Here is a 15,226-nt window from a genome sequence, read left to right as displayed (position 1 = left end):
CAGTCTAGCAGGGCGGCGGGGCAGGGGATGATGATATCGGATTTTCTTGGCAATGCCGACAATCGGTAGTAATATTTACTACCACTCAAGCTTGGAGACCTCTGATGTCCAACGTAGAGAAAGTCAGCGTTGCGCTGACAACGCAGCAAGCAGCGATGCTTCGCGATGCCGTTGGAACCGGTGCCTATGCCACAACCAGTGAAATTGTCCGTGAAGCTGTGCGTGACTGGTCTGCGAAATGGGAGGCCCGCCAAGCCGATACACGCAGGCTGACAGAGTTGTGGAATGAGGGCAAGGCGAGCGGCAAGCCTACTGCCGTCGACTTTGACAAGCTGCGCGAGGAAGCCCGCCAAGAACTCCGCGCCGCGCAGAAACATGCCGGCTGATTTGGTCTGGTCGCCTCTGGCGCAGGCGGATATCCGCCGCATTTACGTGGAAATCGGCCAGGAGCAGCCACAGGCAGCCGAGCGATTCTATGAGCGTTTTCAACACAAAGCCAGCCTTCTGATCGACCAGCCGCGCCTTGGTATGCGCCATCCGGAGATTAGTCCGGCTGCTCGAATGCTTGTGGAGACGCCTTTTGTGATTCTCTACGAGACGATACCCGATAACGACGAAGGCCCAGTGAAAATGGTGGAAATCGTGCGCGTCATCGACGGCCGACGCGACCTGAAAAATCTCTTCTCATAAGCGTTCTTACAGCCGACGGGCGGAATTGAGTTCGGCTATCTGCAAGACTTTACATGTCAAAGAACGGAACGAACCAAGACGTGATTTCTCCCGGCTGGCTCGATCTTTTACAGTCTAGCATCGCGGCGAGGGGCGGGGATGATGCTGTGCGGATTTATTGAGGCAACTCGGCATGCGTCGGGTTTTCCCGATCGCAGGAAAGGTTGCTGCAGTCTTTTAATTCAGCGGCTTGATACCCATCTGCGAGCCGTATGCAGAATGGAGTTTCGAGACTGATGGATTTTTCCGACCTTCGCTTTTCGACCGGACGCCTTGAGATCAGGCGGTTCGTGCCCGGTGATCTTGCTGCCTTTCAGGCCTATCACAGCCAGCCGGAGGTCTATCGTTATCTCTATGCCGATCCGCTTAATGAGGTTGAAGCCACCGAAAAGTTTGCGAAGGCGAGCGTGCCGCGGCTTCGCACGGACGGCGATGCCGCCGTGTTTGCCGTCGAGCGCCGTGAGGACGGTGCCGTCGTTGGCGAAGTGGTGCTGAAGCTTGAAAGTGCGATCGAGCGGCAGGTGGAGGTCGGCTATATTTTCAATCCGGCCTTTGCGGGCAACGGCTATGCCACCGAGGCGATGCAAGCCCTTCTGGAGTTTGCGTTTTCGCGGCTGAATTTCCACCGTGCCTTTGCCCGGCTCGATGCTGCGAATGCCGGTTCGGTCGGGGTCGTCGAGCGGCTGGGGATGCGGCGCGAGGCCCATCTGATCCAGAACGATCAGTTCAACGGCATCTGGGGCGACGAGTTCATCTATGCGCTGCTCAGGGATGAGTGGATGGCGCGGCAGGGCGGCGTTTGAAGACCCGCTAAGATGGCCTCTCCCGCAAACTCGATGGCGGGAGAGGAGGGGAATATGTGTTTACGCAGGACGCTTTGCGACGATCATGTAGTTGACGTCCATGTCCTTCGACAGGTTCCACTGGTTCGATAGCGGATTGAAGAACACGCCGGTGCGTTCCGTCACCTCCATGCCGCTTGCCGTAATCGGCTTTTCCAGCTCTTCGGGGCGGACCAGTTTTTCATATTGATGGGTGCCGCGCGGCAGCCAGCGCAGGACATTTTCGGCGGCGAAGATGGCGAGCGCTGCTGCCTTCATCGTGCGGTTGATGGTGGCGACGAACATCAGGCCGCCGGGGCGCACCATCGAGGCGCAGGTGCTCATGAAGAATTCGACATCGGAAACATGCTCGACCACCTCCATGTTGAGCACGACATCGAAGCTCTCGCCGGCTTCGGCAAGCGATTCTGCCGTGACAGCGCGGTAGTCGACCGCGACGCCGCTGCCAGCTGCGTGAGTCTTGGCGATCATGATGTTCTTTTCCGAGGCGTCGGCGCCGACCACATCGGCGCCCATGCGGGCCATCGGTTCGGACAGCAGGCCGCCGCCGCAGCCGATATCAAGGACCCGCAGTCCTTTCAGCGGTTGCAGCGCCTTGGCCTCGCGGCCGAAATTGTCAGAGACGCGGTCGCGGATATAGGTGAGGCGAACCGGATTGAATTTGTGCAGCGGCCGGAACTTGCCCTTCGGATCCCACCACTCGGCGGCCATGGCGGAAAACCGGTCGACTTCGGTCTGGTCGATGGTGCTGCGGGGCTGTTCGGTCATGGTCGGAACTCCTTGGATCATACCCTTGTGAAGTCGGATGATCGGCCGTGAAAGTCAAGGGTTGGCAGTGTCGCGCTGTGGTTGACGGCCTTTCAGGCAACGATCGAATTTCGGCAGGTCTTCATCCGGATAGGCAATCATGTCTCTTTGAAGATCATCGAGGCATTCCGCAAATGTCTCGAAAGCTGCGGCGCTGGCTGTTGCCATGCAGCGTGGCAGTTTTGCGCAGGCGTTGCCGGACAGGCCGGTTTCGCGCTGGGCGCGGATTTTGCGCTCCTGGTGCGCAGAGGCGAGCATTTCCCCGCTGCAGGCGTTATCGCGGCGGCATTTGCGGATTGGGCAAACGCGCCATGCGCTGTGAATGGTCAAGGTGGTGCGGCATTGGCGTTCGTGATCGGCGGACACGCGTTTTTCATATTCGGAAAGATCCGGTTTTGGCATGGGATGTTCCTTTGGCTACGGGATCAGACAAGACAGGCGTTCGCATTCACGCGGCGTGTTTCGCCCGTGGCATGCCGTTGCGGTGATCTTTTTGCGCCGGGGCGCCGGCAGGATCGGCCGGGGCACATCGTGTGCCGAAGTGTTTGGTAGTAAATGACACGCGATGTGCCCCGTCTCGGTGGTTTTTACCTGCAACTTCGATTTCTCTGCGGGGATGACGGCACCCTTTTGATACGGGGCGGCGCTTACGGCTGTTCGCCGTCTCGCCACGAACGGCCTGTCTCTCGACACACCCGTCGCCGGTCCTCATGTGTGCCTCACAGGCACGCCCCGCCATTTTTCAGACGGGAGGGAAACCACTTTCTGCAGGCCCCAACAGCCGCGCCTGCGTTTCAAACACAGACCGAAGGCACCGGCCCCACCTCGCCGGCAACGCTTTCCGGTGTATCCGATGGCAGGACGAGATGATTGTGCCACGGTTTTTGGGGGCGGGGATTTGCGGGGATAATTTTTTTTACGTCCGGTTGATCGAGACGCCGCCGTCGACAAGCATGGCGGTGCCGGTTGTGAAGCTGGACGCATCCGAGGCGAGGTAAAGGACGGAGCGGGCAATTTCTTCCGGTTTGGCCATGCGTTTCAGGGCATGCAGGCCTTCGACGAAGGCGAGAACCTCCGGTCCGGCACCGGGCGCATTGATAAAGCTCATCGGCGTATCGGTGCCGCCGGGCAGGATCGCGTTGACGCGGATGCCTTTTGGTCCAAGCTCTGAGGCAAGGCTCTGTGTCAGGCCGATCAATCCAGCTTTTGCAGCGGCATAGGCGCTGGTGTTCGGCATGCCTGCGGTATGCCCAACGAAGCTGGAGGTGAAGATCAAAGAGCCGGCACCTCGCGCTGCCATGGCGGGGACCTGATATTTGGCGCCGAAGAAGGCGCTGGTGAGGTTGGTGTCGATGGTGTCCTGCCAGCCGGAGGTCGAGAGGTCGGCGATCGCAGCCATTTTCCCGGTGGTGCCGGCATTGTTGAAGGCTATATCGAGACCGCCGAATTTTTCCGTGGCAGCTTCGACCAGGGCACGGGCATGGGCCTCGTCGCGGACGTCGCCGTCGATGGCGACAGCCTTGCCGCCTTCGGCCTCGATCTCTGCGACGAGTTCGTCGAGCGCGGCGCGGCGGCGGCCGGACAGGACAAGGCTTGCACCTTCGCGGGCAAACAGTTTTGCCGTTGCCCGGCCGATGCCGGAACTGGCACCGGTGATGATGGCGACCTTGTTGGAAAGCGTGGTCATGATTGAAACTCCTCTTGATTGCGGAGCTTCAATCGCAGCAAGGGGCAGGGTGCGGCCACCCGTTTCCTGCGCAGCGTTTTCGTGTTCGCTCGCCAGGGTGGCGGCGAGCGGGGATAGTTTTTTACACCCGGTTGATTGTGGCGGCGCCATCGACGGGCATGCGCGTTGGTAAAGCTCAGGCGTGGAGCGCACGGACGGCGGCCACGAGGCGCATCAAATCCGTTGGTTTGCCGAGATTGGCGATATTCTCAAGCACAGCATAGCGTGCCAATTCGGCAGCACTGCTGGCACTAGCAAGCACAAAGGGCACGCCCAGAGATTTCAATTGCAGGGCGACAGGGGTGACTTTTTCCCTACCGAGATTGAAATCGAGAACAGCGGCGTCGGGGCATTCGCCGCCGAGAAGTTCAAGCGCATCCTTGACCGAGGCCGCCGGACCCAGAACGCGGAAGCCGCCTTCGATCAAGGCGGATTCAAGTTCCATGGCCAAAAAAACCTCATCCTCAACGATAAGAACGCAGGTCCTATGTTCGAGATCTCCCATAGGATTGCGCATTATCATCACACCGGTATCTTGAGGACGGCGGTTAAACCGCCGGGGGCATAGATAAGTTCCACCTCGCCACCCAGTTGAGCCGAGGTTCCCTTCATTAATTTGGTGCCATAGCCCTTCCGTTCTGGCAGTTTGACGGGAGGGCCGTTTTCTTCGCGCCATTCGCAACTCAGATATGGCCGATCCCGCGACGCTGTATCCAGCGTCCATGTGACGTGGACTTGCCCTTCGGGTGTGGAAAAGGCACCGTATTTTGCGGCATTGGTGGTCAGTTCATGGAAAATCAGGCTGACCGAGAGCACCTTCGGGCTTTCGAGTTCGATAGCCGGACCCTCACAGAGGAGGCGGGTTCCTCCCAGCTCGCCGACAGCCAGTCGCAGGATGTCTTCAAAATCGGCGGCGTCATTGGTCGCGGCGATTTCCTGCGCACGAAAGGTCGTTGCCAGGCGGCCGAGCAGCGTTTCGCGATACTCGGCCGCCGTGCGGTCTTCGACGCTGGTCTGCATTGCGACTGAACGGACCACGGCAAAAAGATTGTTCATCCGATGCCGCGTTTCCGAGACAATGAACTCCATCTCGGCATCGTGGTGCTGACGGTCTGTCACGTCATCGAAGAGGACGAGGATATTCGTGCCGTTATCATTCGGGTGGATGAGGCGGCGGGCATCGACCAGAAAGGTTCGCGGCCCGATGGTTGGAAAGTCGTGCTTCACCTCGAAGCCGATCACGGCTGCGGCTTTCGGGATGACCGATGCTATCAGATTTTTCAGCTCGGCAATGTTCCACTGGCCGTCACCGAGTCTGAAGAAGCTCTCGCCGAGGATATCGTCGCGATTGACTTTGAATGTCCTGATGAAGGCGTTGTTCGCGGTGCTCACGGAGAAATTCTGATCCAGAACCACGATGGGCTGCGTCATCGTATCGACGACGCCCTGTGCCTGGACGTGTCCGCTTTTCAACAATCGATAAAGGTCTTCCAGCATCATCTCTGTTTATCTTCCTGAGCAATTTCAGGTCGATGTGCTGCTTAATCGCGTCGACCTTGGGGTGCTTAAGTTGGATTTCGACAGAAATACTAGGGCACAACTCCGTTTTGAAAAGGGTTTTGAAGCGTCATTTTTGGCGATATTCGACGAAGTAAGCCGCCACCCTTTTCCTGCACGAAAGACAGTCGTCGGTAAGGGGTGGCGGATACCCTAGGGGTTTATCTTGTCCATGCGAAGCGTCGTTGCCGAGGACAGGCGGTGTGCCAGCGCCGAGGATTGCGATCCGGAAAACTGGATCAGCGGGATCAAAACGATCACCAGAACAAGGGTGGCGATGTAGAGCAATCCAAGAGGAATTCGACGCGCTTTCAAACAGCAATCTCCGGTGTCGTGCGCAAACGTGCCTGTATATGCTGACAGCAGCCTGAACGAGGGTCTTCTGTTCTGCTGCACGTTCAGGTTCCTGTCAGAAAACCGGACCAGATGTCCCGCCCTGGAGACGGCTGCATCCGTGCGCCCGGCGAACGGACCGTCATTGCGGTTTGGACAGCGCCGGGACGTTTTGCGGGCGTATCCTTCGCTTTGATATGCTGCAGGAGAGTTCTTTGTCGGTGGAAAGCCTACCAATCGCCACGCCACGCACACTGCGCCCGGTTATCGGCAGCGTCACGCTGAGCCTGATCGTGGCATTCTATCTCGTTTTCGTCACCAACATGACGTTCTGGTCGAAGGCCGTGGAGTATCTCGGTGCCCCGAGCACCGCGCTGCTCTTGCTCGGTATCGGGCTGTTTTCGTTGTTTGCAGCGATCTGTGTCACGGCTTCGGTGAAGTATCTGACAAAGCCGTTTTTCATCCTGCTGATCATGATTGCTGCGGCCAGCGCACGCTTCATGGATACGTTCGGCACCATCATCGACGTCGACATGATCCGCAATGCCGCGCAGACGACCAACTCGGAGGCCGGCCATCTGCTGACCTCGGGCTTCCTCACCCATATGTTCCTGTTCGGGATCGTGCCGTCGTTGCTGATCGTGCTGGTGCGCATCAAGCACCGGCCGTTCCCGCAGAAGTTCAAGCACAATATTGTATTGATCCTGTGCCTGCTTGCCGTTTTCACATCGGTCGGCATTGCCAATATAAGGACATTTGCAGCGACGCTGCGGCAGCATCGTGATCTCGTGGCCACGTTGAACCCGGCCGCGCCGATCTTCAATGCCGTGCGCTATGTCGTGGCGACGGGGGCGGAAAAGAACATCGTCGTTCAGCCGATCGGCACCGATGCGCGGGTGATTGCCCCGATGCAATCCGGAAAGCCGCGCGTCACCATCGTCGTTGCCGGAGAAACGGCGCGGGCGGAGAATTTTTCGCTGGGCGGCTATGACCGGGAAACCAACCCGCTGCTTGCCCGGCAGGATATTCAATACTTTACCAACACGTCGAGCTGCGGCACGGCGACGGCGGTCTCTCTGCCCTGCATGTTCTCGGTCTATACCCGTGCGAACTATACCCACCGCAAGGGGCTTTCGACGGAGAACCTGGTCGATGTGCTCAGCCGTGCCGGCATCAAGACGGAATGGTGGGAGAACAATACGGGCAGCAAGGGCATTGCCGATCGCATCGCCTATACCTCGTTTTCCGACATCAACGATCCACGGTTCTGCAAGAACAACGAGTGCATCGACGACGTCGCCCTGGACGGGCTGGGCGCCTGGCTCGATGGCGTCAAGGGCGACAGCGTGCTGGTCATCCACCAGCAGGGCAGCCACGGGCCGGCCTATTACCTGCGCTACCCGGAAAAATTCCGCCGCTTTACCCCGGATTGCCGAACCGCCGAGCTTGGCAGCTGCTCGCGTCAGGAGGTCGTCAACGCCTATGACAATTCGCTGCTCTACACCGACTACATTCTCTCGTCGGTCATCGACATGCTGAAGGCCCGCGAGGACAAGATGGCGGGATCGATGATCTATATGTCCGACCACGGCGAATCGCTCGGTGAGCGTGGGCTCTACCTGCATGGCGCGCCGTATTTCATCGCACCGTCACAGCAGACACAGATCCCGTTTGTGCTTTGGACCGGCAAGGAAACCAAGGCCGGCATCGACCAGGCCTGCCAGCAGGCCACGCTGAATGATCCGCGTTCGCATGACAACCTGTTTCACACGGTGCTTGGCCTGATGAACGTCTCGACCAAGGTTTACGAGCCGGCGCTCGACGCTTTGGCGTCGTGCAGGCCCCGCACAGGGTCCTAAGCGGCCAGCAGGACGGTTGGACAGGATAGGCCTGCTCCTGCAAGGGACGCGGGCCTATCGCATTGGCTTCAAAGCCATTTGACGGCGCAGTTTAAAGAGGAAATAAGAATGCCGGTGGAGCTGACCGATAAAAGGACCAGCGGCTTGCGTGTTCTGCTTGTCGAGGACAATGAGATACTGGGAGAGGCCGTTCGCGATCATATCGCCGCCGCCGATCATGCCATCGACTGGATGAAGACGCTGGACGATGCACGGATGTCGCTGCGCACGGTCTCCTATGGTTTGATTCTGCTGGATCTGCGCCTGCCGGATGGCAGCGGTATCTCCCTTCTGAAAGAATTGCGGGCAAGCGGAAACGCGACGCCGGTGATCATCCTGACTGCGCACGACCAGATTTCCGACCGGATCGAAGGGCTGAACAGCGGCGCCGACGACTATCTCGTCAAGCCGTTCGATCTCGGCGAATTGTCGGCGCGCATGCTTGCCGTCATCCGCCGTTATGGCGGCAATATTTCGCCGGTGATCCGCTTCGGTGAGCTGAAAATCAGCGCGGTCGACCGGCGGGTGTTTGCCGGTGACGTGGAGGTCGGGCTTTCAGGGCGCGAATGGGCGGTGCTCGACACGCTCTTGTCACGGCCGGGCGCGATCATCTCCAAGGCGCAGATCGAGGAAGCGCTTTATGCCTTCGGCTCCGAGATCGAGAGCAACACGGTGGAGGTCTATGTCAGCCGGCTGCGCAAGAAGCTCGGGCGGGATTATGTCGTGACGGTGCGCGGTGTCGGCTACAAGATCGGAGCGCCGGCGTGACGCCGCAAAAACCCCGCACGCGCAGCATGACCGGCCGGTTGATCCTGTGGCTCACCGGCGTGACGGTGGCTTTCTGGCTGATCGCGGCGGGCCTTGGCGTTGCGGTCATGAAGGATGAGTTCGACGAATTCTTCAACGGTTCTCTGCAGGAAACGGCCGAGCGGCTGATGCCTCTGGTGCTGGATGACCTTGCGCGGCGCGAGGGGCCGCCGTCGCCGCGGCATTTTCAAAGCGAAGCCGACGATCTGGGCGAGGAATATCTGGTCTATCAGGTCCGCGATGCGACCGGAAAAATCCTCATCCGCTCGCATGACGCGCCGATGGAACCGTTCGACGTGCCGCTGAAGCGCGGTTTCTGGGAAAACGGCACCTATCATTTCTATACGGCAAGGGCGGCCGACGGCATGACTTTCGTGCAGGTTGCCGACGCCATGGACAATCGCACCGAGGCGGTGATGGAAGGCAGCATGGCGCTTTTCCTGCCGGTGCTGGTACTGATCCCGGTCAGCATTCTGCTGATCTGGCTGATCGTGCGCCGGGCGCTTGCCCCGGTCGATGACCTGCGCGAAGCCATCGAGGAAAAGGACGGCGGCAACTTGGCGCCGGTGCCATCCAGCATGCTGCCGCGCGAACTGCGGCCGATTGCCAGCTCCGTCAACCGGCTCCTGAACCGGCTGCATGCGGCTTTCGATGCGGAGCGCGAGTTTACCGCCAACAGCGCGCATGAGCTGAGAACGCCAATCGCCGGCGCGCTGGCACAGACGCAGATGCTGATTGCCGAGCTGGAGGGGCCACGCAAGCGGCGGGCCCAGCAGATCGAACTGTCGCTCGCCAATCTTGGCCATACGACCGAAAAGCTGTTGCAGCTGGCGCGGGCCGAAGCCGGCATCGGCGCGGGTACCGTCACCGTCGATCTGGCGCGTGTCTTGGAGCTGGTGGTGACCGATTTCGAGCGCAGCGATCCGGGCGCGGGGCGGTTGCATCTCACCCGCGAACCGGGGGCGGCGCTGAAGGGACACTACAGCGAAGACGCCTTTGCGATCGTGTTGCGCAACCTGATCGAGAACGCCCTCTTGCATGGCGACGAGGACGAACCGGTGACCATTCGGCTGGAGGCCGACGGTGTTGTCCGCATCGTCAATGGCGCTGCGGCTCTTTTGCCGGACGAGCTGGCGGCGGTCCGCAAACGTTTCGGGCGCGGAGCAACGACATCGCCGGGCTCGGGGCTTGGCCTGTCGATCGCCGAGCGGTTGCTGCAGCAGATGAATGCCGGTTTCGAAGTGCGTTCCCCGGCCCGTGGCCGGGCGGACGGGTTTGAGGTGGTGTTACGGTTCAAGACCGAGGATGCTGCGTAGCGCGGCGGCGGAATGACGCGGGCTGTTCCTCTTCTCCCCAGCGGGGAGAAGGTGGCCCAAAGGGCCGGATGAGGGGGCGGGACGCTCCGAATTTGCGGAAAGACCCCCTCATCGCCTCGCGTGCGCTCGGCACTTCTCCCCACTGGGGAGAAGAGAAAAAGCGGCTCCCTCAATCCCTGTCTGGTGCACCGAGCGGAAAGAACGACCGGTAGGGGCGGCCTTCGTCGACGGCGCGGGCGAAGGAGGGGCGGGCGAGAAGGCGGGCGCGGTAGGCGCGCACATTTGCGAACCGCTCGGCGATCGGATGCACCCAGTCGGCATAGAACAGCGAGGGGCAGGCGGCGCAATCGGCAAGGCTGAACGTGTCGCCGGCCGCCCATTCGGTCTTTTCGACGACGCCGTCGAGCCAGCCATAGGCATCATCCAGCATCGCCCTGGCCTCGGTGACGCCGTAGGGATCACGATCGGCCTCCGGGCGGATCTGGTTGAACACCACCTTCTGCATTGGCGTCATGACGTAATTGTCGAAGAACCGGTCCATCATCCGGGTGCGCAGTGCCGCCTGCGGATCATCGGGGATCAGGCGGGCGCTGCCAGGATAGTTCAGCATCAGGTATTCGATGATGATGGTTGCTTCCATCACCGCGTTTTCACCGTCTTTCAGCACCGGAAAGCGCTTGATCGGCCAGATCGACTGCCATTCCTCGACGGTGCCTGCCTCCTCGGGGCTGAGCATGCGGTAGTCGAAATCGGTACCGTTCTCATAGATCGCCACCAGCACTTTCTGGCAGTAGGACGAGAAAGGGTGGGCAAAGAGCTGCGGTTTCATCATATCCTCCAAACTGATTTCAATCTGCAACTGGTTGTTTTGTAAAATAACTGGTCCTATGTTGCAAGCGGTTTCGACAAGGGGCGCGATGTGGACACTGTGCAGCGATCGGGATGTCCGATCAATCTTACACTGGAAATGCTGGGCGATCGCTGGAGCCTGATCATCATCCGCGATCTGATGTTCGGCAACCGGCGGCATTTTCGCGAACTTTTGACCCACTCGGAAGAGGGGATCGCCTCGAATATCCTGGCCGACCGGTTGAAGCGGCTGACCGAAAGCGGGCTGCTCTCGCGCCGTGACGATCCGAGCCACAAGCAGAAGGGCATCTATAGCCTGACCGAACCCTCGATCCAGCTGGTGCCGCTTCTGGCGCAAATGGGTGCCTGGGGCAGGCGGCACACGCGGGTGTCCGAAGAACTGTCGATCCGCGCCGAATTGCTGGAAGAGGGCGGGCCTGACATGTGGGCTGCATTCATGGAGGAATTGCGGGCACTGCATCTGGATGCGCCGGTGCCGCAGCGGTCGGTGTTTGCGGAACTGCAGGCGGCGTATCTGGCGGTGGTGGCGAAGAATGTGGGGGCGGGTTATGCCGATACAACATCGTCGTAAATGCCCACTCCCGTTTTAAGAGTGGCAAGGATTGCCGCTGCGCGGCGGTTCAGCAGCCGACAACTTCAATGTAACCTGTTTCAGCTATCTGACTCATTATTCCGTCCCGGCTCACAACCGGGACTTTTTTATATCTGGCGGTTGCTATAATGTAGCAGTCTCCAGGGTCTTTGTGAGCAGTCGTTGTAATCATGTTGGCCGCTTCAAGCGCTACCGCTTGACTTATAGGCACAATCTTGGAGGACGTGGCTGCGACTGCCGCTTTGAACCAGTCCTTTACTGTGAAGTTGCCGATGTTCGGGGCATTTGCTCTCTTATTGACAGCTATGGCCAGTTCCCAGGCCGTAATAGGTGAAACAAAAAGCTTGCCGGTCTCTTGAGCGGCGGCTATCGCTACTAAGGCGTCTTCGTGGAGCGTTTCCGGCTGTGTCACCAACCATAATAGAGCGTGCGTATCAAGGACCACTCCTGCCAATTACTTGGCTTTCGGTTTGCGAGTGTCTCTAAGCGCCTGCTTTGCGATGGGCTTGGTGAGGTCAACGCCGCGTTTAATGGAAAGCTCACTACCTTTGAGTGCGCCAGCACCCTTGACGGTTACGAGCTGTCCAGTTCGCGAATTGCGAACTGTTACGCTTGACGATGATGTTTTTAGCTGTGCCATGTTGATAACATGAGCCCAAAAGATGCGCAGTTCAAGTCAAGCCTCAACCAAAATAACTGCCAACATCTGTAGAATTTTCGCGTTAATCTTCAGTTCAAGAGCCGAAGGTGGATGAGGGGCGGATTCTCTGGAATTTGCCATCCCACCCTCCCTTCTGCCAGCGATACTAAAATCTCCCCCCGTAAGGGGAGATTGGATCAAGCCGCCTCAATCAATACACTTCCGGCACATACAGTTCCGGCGGCACCGGGTGGCGCTGGTAGTCGTCGTGGCGGACGCGGTCGGGGAGGACGAGGTCGGGTTTGGGGACATCCTCGTAGGGGATCTGGGCGAGCAGATGGGCGATGCAGTTGAGCCGGGCCTTCTTCTTGTCGACGGCCTGGACCACCCACCACGGGGCCTCCTCGATATGGGTTTTCGCCAGCATCTCTTCCTTGGCTTTGGTGTAATCTTCCCAGTGGATGCGGCTTTCCATGTCCATCGGCGACAGCTTCCACTGTTTCAGCGGATCGTGGATGCGCATCTGGAAGCGGAATTCCTGTTCCTCGTTGGTGATCGAGAACCAGTATTTGATCAGGATGATGCCGGAGCGGACCAGCATGCGTTCGAATTCCGGAACGGTGCGGAAGAATTCGTCGAGCTCTTCCGGCGAGCAGAAGCCCATGACGCGCTCGACGCCAGCGCGGTTGTACCAGGAGCGGTCGAACAGCACCATTTCGCCGGCGGTGGGCAGCTGCGAGACGTAGCGCTGGAAATACCACTGGTTTTTTTCGCGCTCGGTCGGGGCGGGCAGAGCAACGACGCGGCAGACGCGCGGATTGAGCCTCTGGGTGACGCGCTTGATGGCGCCGCCCTTGCCGGCACTGTCGCGGCCTTCGAACAGCACGACGACCTTGAGCTTCTTGTACTGGACCCAGTCCTGCAGGCGCACCAGCTCATGCTGTAGCCGGAACAGCTCGCGGAAATAGGTCTTGCGTTCGAGCGTTGGCTCGTCCGGTCCCGACATGCCCTCGGCAACCAGCTCGTCAAGCCGGTCTTCTTCCATCTGCATTTCCAGCTCTTCGTCAAAGCTGTCGGCAATTTCCGCCTTGATGCGGTCGAGTTGGTCGATCATTGGTCACACATCCCTGTTGGTCGTCGGCACAGGAGCAGGTCTTCATGACAGGTCTATGACAGGTGGTGGCGCCGGTTGCGGAAATCGGCGAGATGGCGGAAAGCGGCGTTGTTCCGATCCTTCGCGTCGACGCGAAAGACCCGCCATCGCTGGCGGGCCGTTGAGGTGTCATCAGTGCCGGCCGGACAGAGCCTTAGGCTGCAGCGAGCGCTTTTTCGATGTCCTGGATGGAATGGCCGGTCAGGTCCTTGTCGAGCTCGCCGACGAGAATATCGGACAGGGATTTGTGGTAGCTCTTGCGCATCTCCCCCAAAGTCCGGGGTGCTGCGATGATGACCAGGCTCTTGATCTTGCCGTCGAGCACCTGCTTGTTGAGCATATTCGCGACGCCGTTGCCAAAGCCGTCTTCTTCCTGCTGGCTGTCATCCGGATTGGCGGCGCTGCTGGAATGGCGGCCGCCGGAGGAGATTTTCGAAGCGTCGATATCTTCCGCCGGCATAGCCTTCAACTTCACATTGGCCGCATCGCCCTCGTTTTGAAACAGGCTCAGTTTTTCGCCATCGGCCACGGCAATAATCGTATTCTGGGGAAGGTTCATATCTGGTCTCCATACTGCGCAATGCGTGTTCCACCGGTCGGCGGCAATGCTTTGTTTCAGGGCTACAGGAACCCCGCTGGCCGGGGATCGTTCCATGACACCTCGCCTGCGGACCAAAAGCGCCATCCGCTGTCATTGCACGCCGCCATCAGACACAGGACCGCGCAGGCGCCGATATTGTGAGCCGCCATGATTGTCCGGTGTCAGAGCCTGCCGACTGAATGGGCGAGAATGCGGCGGACGGATAACGTCCTTCAGGCTGTATGAGAAGCGAGCCGGAGACGCATGCGGGTGAGGGATCGTTCAAATACGGTCTCGTCGGCCATGGCGCGTGCCAAAACCAGCGCGCCCTGAATGCCGGAGACGGCGTCTTCTGCAAGCTGCCCGGCGTGATCCGTCGGAACGCCGTGGCGTAACAATGCGGCTTCGAGCGCGTTCGTCCAGCGCTCGAAATAGGACCGGATCGGCCTTGCGAAACGGTCGCGGGTTTCATCCAGCGCAAACGCGCCGATCAAGCAGATGCGTTTACCGGAGCGAAAATAAGCATCCACGGCTTCCCACATCCGGTCAATTGCGGCACCTGGCTCGACTGTTTCAAGCGGCACGAAGATTTCCCGCGCAAACCACGCGTCGACATGGGCGAGAACTTCCGTCGCCATCTGTTCCTTTCCGCCGGGAAAGAAATGATAGAGGCTACCCTTGGATAGCCGGGTGCGCGCGGTGATCGTGCTCATCGATGCGCCTTCATAGCCGCACTCGCGAAACACTTCGGCGACCAGCGCGATGGCGTCGCTTTTTTCGAAAACGGTTCGCATGCCGCTCAGAGGCCGAGATCGGAAAGTCCGGGATGATCGTCCGGGCGCCGGCCGAGCGGCCAGTGGAACTTGCGCTCGCTCTCGGCAATCGGCAGGTCGTTGATCGAGGCGAAGCGGCGTTGCATCAGGCCGTCGGCGGCAAATTCCCAGTTTTCGTTGCCGTAGCTGCGATACCATTGGCCGCTGTCATCATGCCATTCATAGGCGAAGCGCACGGCGATACGGTTTGCTTCGAAAGCCCAGATTTCCTTGATCAGCCGATAATCGAGTTCGCGCTGCCATTTTCGTGTCAGGAACTCGACAATCTGCGGCCGACCGGCGGGAAATTCGGCGCGGTTCCGCCAGCGGCAATCTTCCGTGTAGACCTTGGAGACGCGGACGGGATCGCGGCTGTTCCAGCCATCTTCGGCCATACGCACCTTGGCGACGGCGGTTTCATGTGTGAAAGGCGGTAGCAAAGCGGTCATTGCGGGCTCCTTCTGACTGATAGGTATTCTGTAGACCGATCGTTTTAGAGGTGCAAGTGCGGTGCGAAACTTGCGCTTGCCCTCGTTGATGCGGGGAGCGTGCCGAACTTCCATG

The 15,226-nt window shown here is 59.5% G+C and carries 19 protein-coding genes and 1 pseudogene; 7 read left to right on the top strand and 13 right to left on the bottom strand.

Annotated features, from left to right (window positions below):
* The first annotated feature begins 104 nt into the window (after positions 1-104).
* The 3 genes from ACQY8Q_RS07470 to ACQY8Q_RS07460 all read left to right on the top strand — a co-directional run bounded on the left by ACQY8Q_RS07470 (position 105) and on the right by ACQY8Q_RS07460 (position 1,532).
* Entirely contained in the window at positions 105-386 is a 282-nt protein-coding gene (locus tag ACQY8Q_RS07470; RefSeq protein WP_428426031.1) for a ribbon-helix-helix domain-containing protein, read from the top strand.
* Positions 376-690, top strand: a complete 315-nt coding sequence (locus ACQY8Q_RS07465) for a type II toxin-antitoxin system RelE/ParE family toxin (protein ID WP_428426030.1) — start codon at positions 376-378, stop codon at positions 688-690. The genes ACQY8Q_RS07470 and ACQY8Q_RS07465 overlap by 11 nt, the downstream gene beginning before the upstream one ends.
* 275 nt (positions 691-965) lie before the next feature.
* A complete protein-coding gene (locus ACQY8Q_RS07460) occupies positions 966-1,532 on the top strand; it encodes a GNAT family N-acetyltransferase (protein ID WP_428426029.1) in 567 nt (188 codons plus the stop codon).
* Between the two features lie 60 nt (positions 1,533-1,592).
* Here ACQY8Q_RS07460 and ubiG read toward each other — a convergent pair whose 3' ends face one another.
* The 7 genes and pseudogenes from ubiG to ACQY8Q_RS07425 all read right to left on the bottom strand — a co-directional run bounded on the left by ubiG (position 1,593) and on the right by ACQY8Q_RS07425 (position 5,976).
* Entirely contained in the window at positions 1,593-2,339 is a 747-nt protein-coding gene (gene ubiG, locus ACQY8Q_RS07455; RefSeq protein ID WP_428426028.1) for a bifunctional 2-polyprenyl-6-hydroxyphenol methylase/3-demethylubiquinol 3-O-methyltransferase UbiG, read from the bottom strand.
* Between the two features lie 54 nt (positions 2,340-2,393).
* A complete protein-coding gene (locus ACQY8Q_RS07450; RefSeq protein ID WP_428426027.1) occupies positions 2,394-2,780 on the bottom strand; it encodes a hypothetical protein in 387 nt (128 codons plus the stop codon).
* 514 nt (positions 2,781-3,294) lie between these two features.
* Complete coding sequence (locus ACQY8Q_RS07445) at positions 3,295-4,065, bottom strand: SDR family oxidoreductase (protein WP_428426026.1); 771 nt, start codon at positions 4,063-4,065, stop codon at positions 3,295-3,297.
* A gap of 175 nt (positions 4,066-4,240) precedes the next feature.
* Positions 4,241-4,549, bottom strand: coding sequence for a hypothetical protein (locus ACQY8Q_RS07440; RefSeq protein ID WP_428426025.1), 309 nt, complete (start codon positions 4,547-4,549; stop codon positions 4,241-4,243).
* Positions 4,550-4,626: 77 nt separating this feature from the next.
* On the bottom strand, positions 4,627-5,160 hold the full coding sequence (locus ACQY8Q_RS07435; RefSeq protein WP_428429700.1) for a sensor histidine kinase: 534 nt from the start codon (positions 5,158-5,160) through the stop codon (positions 4,627-4,629).
* A 108-nt stretch (positions 5,161-5,268) separates the two neighbouring features.
* Positions 5,269-5,535: pseudogene (locus ACQY8Q_RS07430) on the bottom strand (histidine kinase); the annotation flags it as partial.
* 279 nt (positions 5,536-5,814) lie between these two features.
* Positions 5,815-5,976 (bottom strand): hypothetical protein, encoded by a 162-nt coding sequence (locus ACQY8Q_RS07425; protein ID WP_428426024.1) that lies wholly within the window; start codon positions 5,974-5,976, stop codon positions 5,815-5,817.
* A 239-nt stretch (positions 5,977-6,215) separates the two neighbouring features.
* Here ACQY8Q_RS07425 and ACQY8Q_RS07420 point away from each other — a divergent pair, with 239 nt between their 5' ends.
* The 3 genes from ACQY8Q_RS07420 (at position 6,216) to ACQY8Q_RS07410 (ending at position 10,015) form a co-directional block, all read left to right on the top strand.
* Entirely contained in the window at positions 6,216-7,853 is a 1,638-nt protein-coding gene (locus ACQY8Q_RS07420; RefSeq protein ID WP_428426023.1) for a phosphoethanolamine transferase, read from the top strand.
* A gap of 144 nt (positions 7,854-7,997) precedes the next feature.
* Positions 7,998-8,660 carry a response regulator transcription factor gene (locus ACQY8Q_RS07415; RefSeq protein WP_428426022.1) on the top strand — a complete coding sequence of 221 codons (663 nt, stop codon included), beginning with the start codon at positions 7,998-8,000 and terminating at the stop codon, positions 8,658-8,660.
* Positions 8,661-8,686: 26 nt separating this feature from the next.
* Positions 8,687-10,015 (top strand): sensor histidine kinase, encoded by a 1,329-nt coding sequence (locus tag ACQY8Q_RS07410; RefSeq protein WP_428429699.1) that lies wholly within the window; start codon positions 8,687-8,689, stop codon positions 10,013-10,015.
* Positions 10,016-10,184: 169 nt separating this feature from the next.
* Here ACQY8Q_RS07410 and ACQY8Q_RS07405 read toward each other — a convergent pair whose 3' ends face one another.
* On the bottom strand, positions 10,185-10,844 hold the full coding sequence (locus tag ACQY8Q_RS07405) for a glutathione S-transferase family protein (RefSeq protein WP_428426021.1): 660 nt from the start codon (positions 10,842-10,844) through the stop codon (positions 10,185-10,187).
* A 90-nt stretch (positions 10,845-10,934) separates the two neighbouring features.
* Here ACQY8Q_RS07405 and ACQY8Q_RS07400 point away from each other — a divergent pair, with 90 nt between their 5' ends.
* Entirely contained in the window at positions 10,935-11,456 is a 522-nt protein-coding gene (locus ACQY8Q_RS07400) for a winged helix-turn-helix transcriptional regulator (RefSeq protein ID WP_428426020.1), read from the top strand.
* A 49-nt stretch (positions 11,457-11,505) separates the two neighbouring features.
* Here the strand turns inward: ACQY8Q_RS07400 and ACQY8Q_RS07395 are convergent, their stop codons facing one another.
* The 5 genes from ACQY8Q_RS07395 to ACQY8Q_RS07375 form a co-directional block, all read right to left on the bottom strand.
* Positions 11,506-11,922 carry a type II toxin-antitoxin system VapC family toxin gene (locus tag ACQY8Q_RS07395; RefSeq protein WP_428429698.1) on the bottom strand — a complete coding sequence of 139 codons (417 nt, stop codon included), beginning with the start codon at positions 11,920-11,922 and terminating at the stop codon, positions 11,506-11,508.
* Between the two features lie 406 nt (positions 11,923-12,328).
* Positions 12,329-13,231 carry a polyphosphate kinase 2 gene (gene ppk2 / locus ACQY8Q_RS07390; protein WP_428426019.1) on the bottom strand — a complete coding sequence of 301 codons (903 nt, stop codon included), beginning with the start codon at positions 13,229-13,231 and terminating at the stop codon, positions 12,329-12,331.
* Positions 13,232-13,424: 193 nt separating this feature from the next.
* Positions 13,425-13,829 carry a host attachment protein gene (locus tag ACQY8Q_RS07385; protein ID WP_113314412.1) on the bottom strand — a complete coding sequence of 135 codons (405 nt, stop codon included), beginning with the start codon at positions 13,827-13,829 and terminating at the stop codon, positions 13,425-13,427.
* Positions 13,830-14,083: 254 nt separating this feature from the next.
* Positions 14,084-14,644, bottom strand: a complete 561-nt coding sequence (locus ACQY8Q_RS07380) for a TetR/AcrR family transcriptional regulator (protein WP_428426018.1) — start codon at positions 14,642-14,644, stop codon at positions 14,084-14,086.
* Between the two features lie 5 nt (positions 14,645-14,649).
* The gene (locus ACQY8Q_RS07375; RefSeq protein WP_428426017.1) at positions 14,650-15,111 is read right to left on the bottom strand and encodes a DUF1348 family protein; all 462 of its coding nucleotides are present in this window, start codon (positions 15,109-15,111) and stop codon (positions 14,650-14,652) included.
* Positions 15,112-15,226: the final 115 nt, after the last annotated feature.

This window comes from Pararhizobium sp. (assembly GCF_965279435.1).
GTDB lineage: Bacteria > Pseudomonadota > Alphaproteobacteria > Rhizobiales > Rhizobiaceae > Pararhizobium.
The sequence above is the reverse complement of the archived record's forward strand: the minus strand, read 5'-3'. Positions and strand labels throughout refer to the sequence as shown.

Bases quoted from the DNA above. Each gene is read 5' to 3' on its own strand.
- ACQY8Q_RS07470 (WP_428426031.1), top strand. From the start codon at position 105: ATGTCCAACGTAGAGAAAGTCAGCGTTGCGCTGACAACGCAGCAAGCA.
- ACQY8Q_RS07450 (WP_428426027.1), bottom strand. From the start codon at position 2,780: ATGCCAAAACCGGATCTTTCCGAATATGAAAAACGCGTGTCCGCCGAT.
- ACQY8Q_RS07460 (WP_428426029.1), top strand. From the start codon at position 966: ATGGATTTTTCCGACCTTCGCTTTTCGACCGGACGCCTTGAGATCAGG.
- ppk2 (WP_428426019.1), bottom strand. From the start codon at position 13,231: ATGATCGACCAACTCGACCGCATCAAGGCGGAAATTGCCGACAGCTTT.
- ACQY8Q_RS07440 (WP_428426025.1), bottom strand. From the start codon at position 4,549: ATGGAACTTGAATCCGCCTTGATCGAAGGCGGCTTCCGCGTTCTGGGT.
- ACQY8Q_RS07435 (WP_428429700.1), bottom strand. From the start codon at position 5,160: ATGAACAATCTTTTTGCCGTGGTCCGTTCAGTCGCAATGCAGACCAGC.
- ACQY8Q_RS07410 (WP_428429699.1), top strand. From the start codon at position 8,687: ATGACCGGCCGGTTGATCCTGTGGCTCACCGGCGTGACGGTGGCTTTC.
- ACQY8Q_RS07405 (WP_428426021.1), bottom strand. From the start codon at position 10,844: ATGAAACCGCAGCTCTTTGCCCACCCTTTCTCGTCCTACTGCCAGAAA.
- ACQY8Q_RS07465 (WP_428426030.1), top strand. From the start codon at position 376: ATGCCGGCTGATTTGGTCTGGTCGCCTCTGGCGCAGGCGGATATCCGC.
- ACQY8Q_RS07445 (WP_428426026.1), bottom strand. From the start codon at position 4,065: ATGACCACGCTTTCCAACAAGGTCGCCATCATCACCGGTGCCAGTTCC.
- ubiG (WP_428426028.1), bottom strand. From the start codon at position 2,339: ATGACCGAACAGCCCCGCAGCACCATCGACCAGACCGAAGTCGACCGG.
- ACQY8Q_RS07385 (WP_113314412.1), bottom strand. From the start codon at position 13,829: ATGAACCTTCCCCAGAATACGATTATTGCCGTGGCCGATGGCGAAAAA.
- ACQY8Q_RS07380 (WP_428426018.1), bottom strand. From the start codon at position 14,644: ATGCGAACCGTTTTCGAAAAAAGCGACGCCATCGCGCTGGTCGCCGAA.
- ACQY8Q_RS07375 (WP_428426017.1), bottom strand. From the start codon at position 15,111: ATGACCGCTTTGCTACCGCCTTTCACACATGAAACCGCCGTCGCCAAG.